We start from the raw sequence: 14,716 nt of genomic DNA on the forward strand, positions 1-14,716 counted from the left end.
GGTATGGTCTTAACAGGTCTGTCAGCGAAAGGGACTTTCTCTTTTGATAATTCATTTATATCCCAAGGAGGTATTTATGACAATGGTACCATTCAACAACAATACATTAACCCGGTCACAGGCGAAGTCACCCTAAGCCAATACTTAGGGACAAATCAATTCGATTGGATACCCTCTCGTTGGAGCGTTAATACCGACGCAGTTCAGAATGCTTCAACATTTCGTAAAGTATTCTACCAGGCAGTTGTGGATTATGACAGGACGTTCGGTAGCCACGCGGTCACTGCAATGGGGTTGTTTAGCAGGGACAAATATGCTGGTGGCAGTGAATTTGAACACTTTCGTGAAGACTGGGTGAGCAGGGTTACCTATAATTACGGGCTCAAGTATTTTGCCGAATTCAACGGCGCGTACAACGGTTCTGAGAAATTTGGCCCCAATTACCGATTTGCCTTCTTTCCCTCGGCAGCAGTGGGGTGGATGGTCAGCAAGGAAAATTTCATGAAAAACCTGACCTTCATTAATACCTTAAAACTTCGTGTTTCCCGTGGTCAGGTGGGTAATGACAACATTGCAAATCGTTGGCTCTATGCCACAACATGGACCTATGGAGGTAATACACCTTTGGGGTCATCGAGTGATCAATACAGCCCCTATACCTGGTGGCGCGAAGCACAAACGAGCGTTGGTAATCCGGATATTCATTGGGAGAAGGTAACAAAGACCAATTATGGGATCGAATATTCCTTATTTGATGATTTTTTATCCGGGAGTGTGGATGTCTTTAGCGACTATCGTACCGGTATTCTATTGGATGGTACAAGCCGTTCTGTACCTTCTTATTTTGGCGTCCGACCACCTACGGCTAATTTGGGCATTGTACGAAATAAAGGTTATGAGATCGAGGTACGCGCTAATAAAGTATTGAACAATGGGATACGTTTGTGGGGTAATTTTAGTATGACGCATGCTAAAGACAAGATTATTGAAGCGGATGATCCACAATTGAAGGATGATTATTTAAAAAGAGCAGATAAACAAATTGGCCAGACCTATTCCTATTTAAGTAATGGATATGCCAATACATGGGACCAGATTTATGGTACTGTCCAGCTCAATACCAWCAACAACCAGAAACTGGTGGGCGACCTTAAGATGGTTGACTATAATGGGGACGGCATCATTGATAATGAGGATATTGTCCCTTACGGATATCCTCAGCGGCCTCAGAACAGTTATAATGCAACCTTAGGGTTTGAATGGAAGGGGTTTAGCACTTTCGTTCAGTTCTATGGCGTGAGCAATGCGAATCGTTCCCTGCAATTGGTAAGTTTCTCCGGACAGGATCATTACGACAATGTGTATAAACAAGGTTCCTACTGGAGTCCGGAGAATTTAAATGCCGATGTGACCATGCCCAGGTATGCTTCTCAAATGCCATATTATGGAACTACCTATTTGTATGATGGATCCTATGTCAGACTGAAAACTGCGGAAGTCGCTTACACCTTCAAATCTTCCCAGCTAAAAAGGATCGGCCTCAGTGCCTTGCGGGTTTATGTGAATGGCAATAACCTATGGTTATGGACTAAAATGCCTGATGATCGCGAAGTTGACAATGGGGCATCTACGGCTTACCCCACTGTTAGACGTATAAATTTTGGTTGTAACATAACTTTTTAACTACTGTAAATATGAAAAAGTACACAAATCTATTTTTTAAGTTTTTTGTCTTTCTTGCGATAGTAGGACTAGTTTCTTGTAAAAAATATCTGGATAAAGCACCTGATGCTGATATTTCGCCAACAGATGCTTTTATTAATTTTAATAATTTTCAGGGCTTCACTGAGGAGCTTTACAGCTGTGTGCCGGAGTTTACCAGTAAGACCTGGGCTGCCAACTGGATTCTGGGGGACGAAATCGTACATAAGACTGGCGTAACCTGGTTAAATGAACAGTTTGATAATGGAGATTCCTGGTCCTGGACAACTGCCGAATGGATTTCCTGGCTGGATGCAGGTAGTTACAACTCCGATCAGGGCAGTGGATTTGGAAAAGGCTTATGGCCAAACGCCTGGTACGGTATACATAAGGCCAATTTAGGACTGGCCAATCTCGATAAGCTCAACGGGACACAGGAAGAGAAGGACCTGATCAAAGGACAGTTGTTGTTTTTTCGTGGTTGGTTCCATTTTGAACTGATGACTTACTGGGGTGGGCTTCCCTATGTTAATGAAGTGTTGTCTGCCAGCTCAAAATTGGAATTGCCCCGCTTGAATTATCAGGAAACGGCTGAGCTTGCTGCAAAGGATTTTAAGGAAGCAGCTGAATTATTGCCAGTGAACTGGGATAAAACAGATGCGGGTAAGATTACCTTAGGGAAAAATCAGCTGCGGGTTACTAAAATAACTGCATTGGGTTATTTAGGCAAAAATTACTTATATGCAGGCAGCCCATTGATGAACAAAGCATCGACAGGTGCGGCATCGTTCAATGCTGACTATTGCAAGAAGGCAGCTGAGGCATTTGCAGAGCTGCTAAAAATGGTCGACAATCAGGAGACCTGGGTTAAGCTGGTCGATTTTTCTAAATACAGTACACTTTTCTATTCCAACGGTGGGAGTTTTATCCCCGGATTTCCTGAAGCGATCTTCCAAAACCCGGTTTATAGTGCCTGGTTTGCCGGATGTCCCTGGGGTCCGAGTTCTGTGTTTGTTGAGGGGAATATTGGCGGAGGATATTCATCGCCCAATGCCCGTTTTGTGGAAAATTATGGGATGGCCAACGGGCTTCCGATCGATGATCCTGAATCTGGTTTCAATCCTGCAGATCCATGGACCAACAGGGATCCGCGTTTCTACAATGATATCGTAATCGATGGCGATCAGATTATTAAGGGATCTGCTCCGGCAGATAAAGAAAAATACCGGTACGCCAACCTATCGAACACCGGACACAGCCGCAACAGTTCCTCAACCAGCCGGACGGGTTATTTACTGCGTAAATTGACCCCTATGACCGCAAATAGTGTAGATAATTTCCCTAACAATTATATGCACTTGTCATACATGCGCCTGGCCGATGTGTACCTTATGTATGCAGAAGCAGTTTTGCAGGGGTATGGCTCTGGCAAGAGCAATGGGCCAAATTACATCACTGCCGAGGAAGCCTTCAATAAAATAAGAAGGCGCAGCAATGCGGGAGATGTTGCCCAGAAATATGTTTCAGACAACTCGAAATTCATGAGTGAAATCATTCGGGAACGTGCAATGGAGCTTGGTTTTGAAGAGGAAATCCGTTACAATGATTTGCGCCGCTGGCTCCTTGCCGGAGAACTTAAATACAGAGAAAAGACTTCTATTGATTTTGATCGCGGTCCCAACGGGAAGCCAATTAATATAAAGGAGACGATACTGCTAACACGCAAGTTTGAAGATAAAAATTATTGGTTACCACTGAAAATAAACGATGTAACGCTTTACCCCTCATTCGGTCAGAATCCGGGTTATTAAAAGCATAGTTTTTAAAGCTTAAAAAGGAAAAATAATGAAATACATAAAAATAGTATTGGTTTCATGTGGGATGTGCTTTGGGGTTATATTCGGAGCTGTAGGTCAAACTATAGAGAGAGTACCAGACACCTCCGTCATCGATTCTTTAGTTCATGTAGCTTACGGAACCGTAAGTTTTAAAGATTTAGCCGGCGCGATTTCCGTATTGAACCCATCCTCTTACCTGGAAAAGCATTATGGGACTTATCCATTGGAGGGTACAGAGGCATTTATAGGTGGCAGTAATCTTTGGAATTTAGGAGCGGCCCTGGTATTAATAGACGGGGTGCCTCGTTCCCTGAACGATATCACGACCAACGAAATTGAGCAAATCTCTTTTCTAAAGGGAGCTAACGCCGTGGTCCTATATGGGAGTCGTGCAGCTAATGGCGTAATATTAATAACCAGTAAGCGCGGTAAGGCAAGACATCGTCAATCTAGCATACGTGTGAATGGCGGCATCAACGTGCCGAAATCCTATCCTGAATATTTAGGGTCGGCTGAATACATGACTTATTACAATCAGGCGTCTAAAAATGATGGTCTGGCACCCATGTATGACGATGCTACAATAAAAAATTATGCTGCTTCAGGTGCTAATCTGTACCGCTATCCTGATGTGGATTATTACTCCTCAGATTATCTGCGAAAAGTGTACAATACCTATTCCGGTAACGGGGAGTTTTCTGGGGGTAATGATCGGGCACGTTTTTATGCGCTCGCTGGTTTCCAAAGTCAAAATTCATTACTCAATTTTGGAGAAGGCAAGAATGAGCAAAATTCACGTTTTAACATACGTGGCAATATAGACCTGAAGTTGAACAATGCCATTAGCACCTATATAAATGTGTCTACGGTGTTTGCGAACAATAGAACTGCATTAGGAGATTATTGGGGACAGGCTGCTGTTGTTCAGCCTCAGCGTTTTGCTCCGTTGATCCCGATCAGCTTAATTGAAGGAAATGCTCAGGCTGCTCAAAACCTGGTAGCCGGCAGCCGCAACATTATAGATGGTAAATATCTGCTGGGCGGTACCCAGCAATACCTGACCAATCCAATAGCTGATGCTTACGCTGCAGGTTATAACATTTTTACAAGCCGGCAGTTTCAATACACCAGTGGGATAGATGTTGACCTCAAAAGTGTATTGAAAGGACTATCTTTTCATGGCCAGGTAAGTATTGATTATTCGAATACCTATAATCAATCCGTCAACAACACCTATGCCGTGTATGTTCCAACCTGGAGCAATATTGCCGATTCGATAACTCAACTGACCTTGTTTAACAAAGACAGTAAAACCGGAACGCAGAACTTAACCAATACATTGAGTGATCAGCTGATCGATTTCAATTTTCATGTGGATTATAAAAACACATTTAAAGAGAAGCATAACCTATCTGCTATTTTAGTTGCATCCGGTCTTCAGCGCCGTATGACAGGTGATTATCAATACCGGACAAACAGTAATCTTGGGATACAATTTTCTTATAACTATGATCATAAATACTATGCCGACTTCAGCGGAGCTGTTGTCAATTCGACCAAGTTAGCCACCAATAAACGTGTAGCTTTTTCCCCTACAGTGAACTTAGGATGGCTGTTAAGCGAAGAAGGTTTTCTGAAAAACTCAGAGGTGGTTGACCGGTTAAAGTTGACTGCATCTGCAGGTATCATCCATACTGATCTGGACTTCGATATTAGAAATTACTACTTATATAACGCTGTTTATTCTTCAACGGCTTTTTTCTCCTGGGCGGATGGAACCTATGTCAATCAGGCAACCACAATTTCACGTGGTGAGAATTTAAACCTGTCCTATGCCAGGAGAAAAGAGGTCAATCTGGGGATCGAAGGCATTTTATTCAACAACAAACTGGATTTCAGCGCGAGCATGTTTTTAATTAAAAAAGACGGAATCCCTGTACAGAGTTACTCGTTGTTTCCGAGCTACTTTTTAACGTCCTTTCCGGCGACCTCTTTTGTGCCCTATACAAATTTTGCTGCGAATAGCTATAAAGGAGCAGACATCCACCTCAATATTCATGAAAAATTAGGAGATCTTAAACTGACCCTGGGCATAGCGGGTACTTACGTAACGACAAAAGCCCTCAAGCGGGATGAGTTATACGCAGATCTGTACAGAAACAGGGCTGGTAAACCAACAGATGCCATATTTGGTTTAGTAAGTGAAGGTCTGTTTGCCAACCAGAACGATATTGCTGGCCATGCCTCACAAAAGTTTGGCGTAACCAGGCCCGGAGACATTAAATATAAAGATCAGAACCAGGACGACGTAATTGATGACAGAGACGAGGTGATGATTGGCAGGTGGAGCAATCCTTTCACAGGTGGCTTGAATGTTACTGCCCAATTTAAAGATTTTACACTTTTTGTTTTGGCAACAGGGTCTTTTGGTGGAACTGCAATTAAAAATAACAGCTACTATTGGGTTTCAGGTGCCACGAAGTATTCTGCAGTTGTTCGGGACAGTTGGACAGAGGAGACAAAAAACACAGCAACCTACCCACGGTTGTCGACCCTTGGGAGTGATAATAACTTTCGTACTTCTGATTTCTGGTCTTACAGCACTGACCGGATTAATCTTTCCAAAGTTCAGTTAAGCTATCGCTTCCCAGGAAGAGTACTTAGAAATTCTTTCGTAAAAGGGTTAAACATCTATGCCAGTGGCAGCAATTTGCTAACGATTGCCAAAGACAGAGCGGTAATGGAATTGAACATCGGTTCAACTCCACAAACACGCTTCTACAACCTTGGGATTAAAGCTGATTTTTAAAGTTGATTATCAAAAATTAAATTTATATGAAAAGGAAATTGGTTTTTATATTGATATCGGTTATATTTTTTTCAGGGTGTAAGAAAATTTTGTCCCCTGCCGATGAAAATATCCGTGATCTTAGCGAGATATACAATGACGCTGCTTTTGCAGAGGGTCTGCTGCTTAATGGTTATGTCAGGCTACCCGGAGGAAATTATGCTTTCACTGAGGTAGCAACCGATGATGCGGTCTCTAATGATCCCAGCAATACCTATCGGCTAATGGCTACGGGAAAATGGTCTTCATTAAGTAATCCGATGGAACAATGGACCTCGTCATTTGCCGCTATTCAATACCTCAATTTAATATTGTCGGAAACAGACAAGGTGACCTGGGCTACTACCGGCCAGTATACCAAAGAAATGTTTAATGACCGGACAAAAGGAGAGGCATATGGACTGCGGGCCTTATTTATGTACAATCTGTTACAGGCCCATACCGGCTGGGTGGGGGGGAGTTTATTAGGTGTGCCCATTCTTACCGCCCCGCAAGACAGTAAGTCTGATTTTAGGGTGCCCCGTAATACTTTTGAAGAATGCATACAACAGATTTATAAGGATCTTGACCTGGCGGAGCAATACTTGCCGCTTGATTTTGAGAACATTACCTCAGCCAGCCAGGTTCCTGCAAAATATGCGGGTAAAACTACCATTGCCGACTACAATCGTGTATTTGGTGCATACAACCGTCAGCGTATGACCGCGCGAATCGTAAAAGGTATTCGCACAAAAGCTTCCCTTCTGGCAGCCAGTCCGGCATTTAAAGGAGGCACAACAGTTACCTGGACAAAAGCTGCTGATGACGCCGCCGCTGTTCTCGACTTGAATGGCGGGTTATCGGGTATTGCAGGAAATGGTCATGTCTGGTATGCGGGCAGCAATGCAAGCGAAATAAACGGACTCTCTGCGGGCTTGAATCCCAGAGAGATGCTATGGCGGAGAAATGTGAGTGATGCAAACAGTCTGGAGAAGGACAATTATCCTCCAACCCTATATGGAAATGGTCGTGTCAATCCAACACAAAATCTGGTTGATGCTTTCCCCATGGCCAATGGGTACCCGATAAATGATCCGAATAGCGGTTACAATCCTGGTAATCCCAATGCGGGTCGCGATCCCCGACTGGGCTTGTATGTAGTGGTAAACGGTAGTAAGGAAGGATCTAAAGGCAGCATTATTTATACGAAAAAAGGGAGCACCGATGATGGTTTGAATGCCATTCCCACATCAACGCGTACTGGTTATTATATGCGGAAATTGCTCCGTGAAGATGTGAGTGTCGATCCGGCAAATTCAAATACGCAAAAGCATTATGTGCCATACATCCGATATACTGAGCTGTATTTAGCTTATGCCGAAGCGGCTAATGAAGCCTGGGGTCCTGATGGTAAAGGCTCACATAATTATTCCGCCAGGGAGGTTATAGAGGCCATTCGTAGCAGAGCAGGAATTACGCAACCTGACAATTTCCTCGCCTCTATATCGAGCACCGAGGATATGAGAAAACTCATCCATAATGAAAGACGCCTGGAACTTTGTTTTGAAGGATTCCGTTTTTGGGATTTGAGACGATGGAAGGAATCCCTGACCGAACCTGCAAAAGGTGTAACCATTAATCCTGATGGCAGCTCTGTGGTTAGCCCCGTTGAAACCAGACTGTACAATGATTACATGCTTTTTGGCCCATTACCTGATAGTGAAGTGCAGAAATGGGGTCTGATTCAAAATGCCGGTTGGTAATATTTAATGATAGCTAAATTATAAATCAATGAAAAAAATTATTTTTGTATTACTTATAGGATATTCACTATTGACTTCATGTCGAAACGGTGACGTAGAATTCCCGGATTATAAATTTACCACGGTTTATTTTGCAAATCAATACCCGGTAAGAACGATTGTACTGGGGACCAGTTATGTATCTGATAATACGCTCGATAACGCACATCAATGTATTATATATGCCACAATGGGTGGGGTGTACAGCAACAAGCAGGATCGCACCCTGGATGTAATCGTTGACAATTCACTTTGTAATAATCTGACACTGGAAAGTGCAACCGGTGATCAGGTGTTGCCTATGCCATCGAATTACTATTCGCTGCCTTCAGATATGACCGTTACGATTCCTTCGGGATCAATGATGGGAGAAATAAAGATACAGTTAACGGATGCTTTTTTTGCAGACCCGCTGGCTGCTAAAACAACCTACGTCATCCCCTTAAAAATTACGAAAGTCGCGAATGCAGATTCTATTTTAAGTGGGGTAGCTGCTAGTGGGTCTGGCCGAAACCGCCTGATCGGGACAGACTGGTCGACCCCACCGAAAGATTACATCCTGTTTGCAGTTAAATATAAAAACCCCTGGGATGCAATTTATTTGCGTAGAGGGATTGAAAAATCACCGGACACAACAGTAGTATATCTATACCGTTACCGGAAAGGGTAAGTATGTTAAAAACGGCGATATGTGGGGAGATAAAAAAAGGGACGTGCTTTATCTCGACTATCAGGTGAAATTAGGCGCATCTACCCATGTGTTTGCAGATACCTTGGTCATGCGAGACAGGGCTGAAAGCTTTCAGCTTTTTACGCCTTATTATAACAAATAGACACTATCTAAAATCTTGCCGGATTGTGTAACCCTGAGTCACCGATCCGGCATTTTCATTACCTGATAACTCATAACCCTATTTATGAGTTCAATGCTGTCAGTATCCGACGCACTAAGATCATCAAATTAAATAATTTCCTTTCCAATTCAGGTTTGGTAGAACTGGTCGAGAAGTTTTCTGTGGACACTTATTTATGCTCCAATATAGAATTGAATTCAAACCGGAAGTCTCTCTCTCTTTGCTGTTCATATAGACCGCGTAAAAACTTAAGTGATCTCTCTAATCACACCTGGAAGGTACTAATCATAAAAATGTGCTCCAATTGTAGTGCTTTATCGATTTATTGTCAAAATCGGCAGATCTAATACGTTTATTTTAGGTTAACATAAGTGCTCTTCTCTTTATCATTTGAAGCATTCCTGGGCATGGTTGCGGCCTATATTTGATTTTCACCTAACCAATAATAAACCGATCAAATCGCAGGGAGATTTGATAAAACCAACCTTTTCGCAAATGTTGAAATCATTTATTAATTATAAATCCGAGCAAAATATGTCTAAGTTTTTCTAGTTCTGCAATTTTCTTATCGGGGGCTAAATGCTCTGCCAGAAGGGAAAGGACCAAACATACTCTTTCCATAAAAAATATTCCAGTGGTTAGCAATAACCACAACCAAATAAACCAAAATAAATCAAATATGAATCAAACAATTTCTATCAGGAAATTACCAATTTTTTTATGGTTGGTAACTTCAATCGTGCTCCTGCATTTAACGGGGTATGCCCAGGAGCGGCAAATTATAGGGAAAATCGTATCGGCAGGTGATTCTGCCCCAATTCCGGGGGCTACAGTACAGGTTAAACATAAAAATACGGCCGTATCTACTAATGAAAGCGGAGGGTTTTTGATACGGGCAAATACTGGTGATGTCCTCATTTTTAAGATGATGGGTTTTACACAACAGGAGATCGTAGTTGGTAGTGGCAATGTCATTAATGTGGTATTAAGTGTCGACAATACAAATCTGAATGAAGTAGTTGTTGTTGGTTATGCTAAGGTAGCAAGAAAAGATGTTACAGGTTCAATAAGCTCAATCAAGGGAGACGACTTACGCCAAACCCAGCCAACTACTTTTGACCAGGCCCTGCAGGGCAAAGTTGCCGGGGTTGTGGTTCAACAGGTATCGGGCCAGCCCGGCGGTGGGGTGTCTATCCAAATACGTGGCGTGTCGTCAATAAGTGGCTCTAATTCGCCACTGTACGTAATAGATGGTATTATTATTCCACCGGTAAACAATCCCGGTAGTGGTTCTAATCCATTAAATGCCATCAATCCTGCCGAAATTGAATCCATAGATGTATTGAAAGATGCTTCGGCAACCGCCATATACGGTTCGCAGGCAACCAATGGAGTTGTTGTGATCACTACAAAAAGGGGGAAAGCCGGAGCACCGCAGATAACTTATGATTTCTATGCCGGTTACCAGGAAATACTTAAGCGACTCCCTACAGTTGATTTGCAACAATTTGCTACTCTCATTAATGCGCGGTCCGCTAGCTCGGGCTGGGAATTTGATCAAAGACCCCTATTTGTCAATCCTCAATATTTAGGTAAGGGCACCGACTGGCAAAAAGAATTATTCCGGAAAGCCCCGCAGATGAATCACACACTTACTGTAAGCGGTGGGGATGACAGAACCCAATATTTACTGTCAACCTCCTATTTTAACCAGGAAGGGATAGCCATTGGATCTGATTTTAGCAGATACTCGGTAAGGCTGAATTTAGACAATAAAACCACTAATTGGCTAAAAATAGGGACGAGCCTTCAGTTGTCGCATGTTGATGAAAAAGTAAACTCAACCTCCGGTAATGTAATTGCCACTGCACTAAGCCTTAGTCCTGATGTTCCGGTAAGCAACCCTGACGGCTCCTGGGGAGGGATTACCGATCCCAACGGTTGGGTAGCACCTGTTGCCAACCCGGTGGCATTGGCAAAAATTATCAAACACTTAAGAAAGCGAAATCAAGTATTCGGAAATGTGTATGCCGAAATACAATTGGCTAAAGGGTTATCGCTGCGAAATGAGCTATCCGGTAATTTCGATTTTAATACAGAAGATAGGTATTCGCCAATTTATAGTTTTGGCAAGGGTAATGAAAGCCCTAACTTTGGTTCCTCTAGCGCCGGTCAAAATTTTTATGCAGTAATACGCAATTTTCTAACTTACAACTATAATTTCAAAAAATTTCATTTTGATGCTTTAGCGGGTCATGAATCGCAAGAGAGTACTTTTCAAAATCTTGGCGGTGCACGAAGGAATTTCCCTTCAGATAATGTGCAGGCGATTAGTGGTGGCGATGCTACCACGGCCACAAACTTCGGCTACAATTCATTATCAGACCCTACGGGAGGCTCTGCACAGGAATCTTATTTCGGCCGTATCAATTTTTCATGGAATGATAAATATCTGCTCACCGGAAATATACGTGGCGATGGTTCTTCAAATTTTCCGTCATACAACCGTTGGGTGACTACCTATTCAGGTGGATTTGCCTGGAAAATTAAAAACGAGGCGTTTTTAAAAGATATAAAAGCTATAGATGAATTGAAGCTGAGACTCGGTTACGGGATTACTAACAACCAGGGCATACCGGGCAATACATTTGTGACCCAGCTTCAAACAATAGCCAATGGTCTATCAGGTATAGCTCAGTTTCAAAGCAATTTGGAAAACGCGGAGGTGACGTGGGAAAAAACTAATTATTACAGTGCCGGGCTTGACGGAACGCTTTTAAAGGGGCGCTTAAGTTTTACATTAGAAGCTTACAGCCGCTTAACAAATGGTCTTTTATTACAGGTGCCGCTTCCAGGATACTCTGGTGCTATAGCGGGCTATGGGCCTGGAGCCATGCAAGCGCCTTTTGCCAATGTCGGCTCGATAACCAACAAAGGGTTTGATATCCAAATCAATTCTACCAATATTAATGGTAAAAATTTCAGTTGGAAAACTGGTTTTACCGTATCGCGGAATAACAATAAAGTGACCTACTTAGGTGCAGGTGGAGCTGATGCTAACTTAAGTAAGAAATCTTATTTGATTAACGATATTATTCAAAAAACGACGGTGGGGCGGCCCATCGGCGAATTTTATGGCTATGTATTTGATGGTATTTTCTCAACTCCAGAAGATTTTAAAAACCATGCCCGGCCTGCTGACCCAAGCGGCAACCCTTATCCGATCTCTCTAGCAGGAGGTGGTATCTGGTACGGTGACCGTATGTTCAAGGATTTGAATGGCGACGGTATTATCGACTCAAAAGATCAAACCTTTTTGGGTTCCCCGATCCCCAAATTCCAATATGGTATCAATAATACATTTAACTACAAAAATTTAGATCTGAATATTTTCTTCAGTGGCAGTTATGGTGCCAAGATATTCAATCAAACGGCTATACAGCAAACCAATCCGCAAAATCACGCTGCCTTTTTTACATCGGTGTTAGATTATGCAAACTTGGCTATGGTAGATCCTAACGGCTCTCCATCCGATGTTAACAACGTATATGTTACCAACCCTAATACAACTATTGCTGGGTTGAGAAACGACAATACCAATGGTAATCTTCGTCCTAACAGTTTGATGATCGAGGATGGCTCATTCCTGAGGTGTAAAAATATCACTTTAGGTTACCGCTTGCCAAAAAGTCTTTTATCAAAAATATCGGTGGGTTCAATTAGGGTGTATGCCAATGTATCCAACGTATTTGTAATTACAAAATATAAAGGCATGGATCCTGAAATTGGTTCATGGGATCCACTTCAGGCAGGTTGGGACGACGGTTATTATCCGCAACCAAGGGTATTTACTTTTGGTGCAAACATAGCCTTGAAATAATAAAACGATCACCGATTAAAAACATATATTTATGAAATTAATTAACAAAATTTTCATCATCCTGCTATGTGTAGCAGCACTTGTCGGATGTAAAAAGAGTTTTTTGGACCGTCCGTCCAATTCGCAGATAAGTTCTACCAATTTTTATAAAACCACTTCCGATGTGCGATTGGCTACGGCAAGCCTTTATGGCGGTTCGCACTGGTGGGCATGGAGCAATGAGTGCTGGATACCACTTGGCGACGTATTGAGTGGTACCGCTAGCTTCCCATATAATGGCGATTTGGTACAGCTTTTTACACGTACCATTACCGCCCAAAATGGTCTTGTGACGAGGGGTTGGATTGGGTTATATAATACTGTAGCACAATGTAATACGGTTATTAAAGCCATACAAGAGAAGGCTGATCCGTCTATTTCGGAAGTAGACAAAAATGCTGCCATCGCTGAGGCAAAATTTATTCGTGCCATGGCTTATTATCATTTGGGGATATATTGGGGTGCAGTGCCAATTATTGAAGATAACAGTAAGCTGATAAAAGATCCGCTGCGTAATCGCAACATTGTTTCGGATGTCTATAAATTCGTTGCTAATGACCTGACTTACGCAGCTCAACACCTTCCTAAGACAGATGAAAAAGGCCGGGTAACTACCTGGTCGGCGCAGGGAATGCTGGGCAAGGCATATTTGACGATGGCGGGTGTAGGCAAAAATGGTAGCCGCGACCAGGCCTTGCTTGACAGTGCTAAAAAGTATGCTGGCAATGTGTGTAAAAATAGCGGCTTGAAATTGTTTCCTAGTTATTATGATCTTTTTAAGGTACAAAACAACGATAACCCAGAAGCATTATTTTCCCTTCAATGGGCCGGTGGTGTGGGTTATGGAACTGGCAACGCCCTACAGCAATTATTTGCGCCAGATAACATCATTACTCCTCAAAAACAAGGGGGATGGATGGCCTTGGCGCCAAGCTACGATTTATACCGGATGTATTCTTCTAGGGATACGGTAAGGCGTAAAGCCACTATCATGCTCAACGGAGATTTTTATCCCGAATTGATTGCCGCCGATGGTGGTTATACGGCAAAAGGTACGGGCATGAAAAAACACATGGTTGGCAACGAAAAAGATAATAACTTGCCAACAATGGATTCTTGGTCATCCCCCGAACACAATGCAATGCTTAGATTGGCCGATGTGTATTTGGTATATGCCGAAGCCATTTTGGGTAACAATAGCACTACGAGCGATGCGGATGCGTTACACTATTTCAATGAGGTGCGGGAAAGGGCCGGCCTGAATAAGGTGACTGTGCTGACACCTGCAGCACTGCGTACTGAAAGAAGAGTTGAACTTGCTTTTGAAGGACAATACTGGATAGACCTGGTTAGGTATTCTTATTACGATCCGGCTAATGCTGTGAAGCTTCTTAATGATCAGGATGCTACCCACGGTCGGATTTCGTTTACTTATGATCCTGTAACGAAAATAGCAACAAGGGATACTATTGCTCCACCGGCTGCGCTACCGGCAACTATCGCTTCATTTACGTTGCCAATTCCGTCATCTGAGCTAACCACCGCCCCTAAATTGGCAGAACCACCGGTACCATATTATTAATTAAAAAAAATAAAAGATATTGTTATGAAAATAAAATCATATCTGACCTTGTACTCTTTGCTGCTTTTCTTAATGATAGCGGCTGTATTACCTGCGTGTAAAAAAGAGACTGAAAGCAGTTCTGCTCCAGTCATTTCGAGTATTAAGAGTTATGCCGCCTCACCTAATGATACCGTTTTGCACAGTGCTACGC

General features: G+C 42.7%; 8 protein-coding genes. All 8 read left to right on the plus strand.

Going from position 1 to position 14,716, the window contains the following annotated elements; genetic code table 11:
- A partial coding sequence (locus tag AC1DG9_RS18590; protein WP_477635019.1) for a SusC/RagA family TonB-linked outer membrane protein occupies nt 1-1,683 on the plus strand: 1,683 nt, incomplete at its 5' end.
- 11 nt (nt 1,684-1,694) lie between these two features.
- On the plus strand, nt 1,695-3,512 hold the full coding sequence (locus AC1DG9_RS18595; protein WP_288882464.1) for a RagB/SusD family nutrient uptake outer membrane protein: 1,818 nt from the start codon (nt 1,695-1,697) through the stop codon (nt 3,510-3,512).
- 34 nt (nt 3,513-3,546) lie between these two features.
- Entirely contained in the window at nt 3,547-6,348 is a 2,802-nt protein-coding gene (locus tag AC1DG9_RS18600) for a SusC/RagA family TonB-linked outer membrane protein (RefSeq protein ID WP_337717648.1), read from the plus strand.
- Between the two features lie 26 nt (nt 6,349-6,374).
- On the plus strand, nt 6,375-8,129 hold the full coding sequence (locus tag AC1DG9_RS18605; protein WP_337717649.1) for a RagB/SusD family nutrient uptake outer membrane protein: 1,755 nt from the start codon (nt 6,375-6,377) through the stop codon (nt 8,127-8,129).
- Nucleotides 8,130-8,157: 28 nt separating this feature from the next.
- Nucleotides 8,158-8,838, plus strand: a complete 681-nt coding sequence (locus AC1DG9_RS18610; protein ID WP_477635020.1) for a DUF1735 domain-containing protein — start codon at nt 8,158-8,160, stop codon at nt 8,836-8,838.
- Between the two features lie 19 nt (nt 8,839-8,857).
- Nucleotides 8,858-9,001, plus strand: a complete 144-nt coding sequence (locus AC1DG9_RS18615) for a DUF5627 domain-containing protein (RefSeq protein ID WP_477635021.1) — start codon at nt 8,858-8,860, stop codon at nt 8,999-9,001.
- 700 nt (nt 9,002-9,701) lie between these two features.
- Nucleotides 9,702-12,902 (plus strand): SusC/RagA family TonB-linked outer membrane protein, encoded by a 3,201-nt coding sequence (locus AC1DG9_RS18620; protein WP_337717652.1) that lies wholly within the window; start codon nt 9,702-9,704, stop codon nt 12,900-12,902.
- 31 nt (nt 12,903-12,933) lie between these two features.
- Nucleotides 12,934-14,523 carry a RagB/SusD family nutrient uptake outer membrane protein gene (locus AC1DG9_RS18625; RefSeq protein ID WP_477612219.1) on the plus strand — a complete coding sequence of 530 codons (1,590 nt, stop codon included), beginning with the start codon at nt 12,934-12,936 and terminating at the stop codon, nt 14,521-14,523.
- The last annotated feature ends 193 nt before the right edge of the window (nt 14,524-14,716 follow it).

It is taken from the genome of Pedobacter sp. 05L430, from assembly GCF_056397585.1.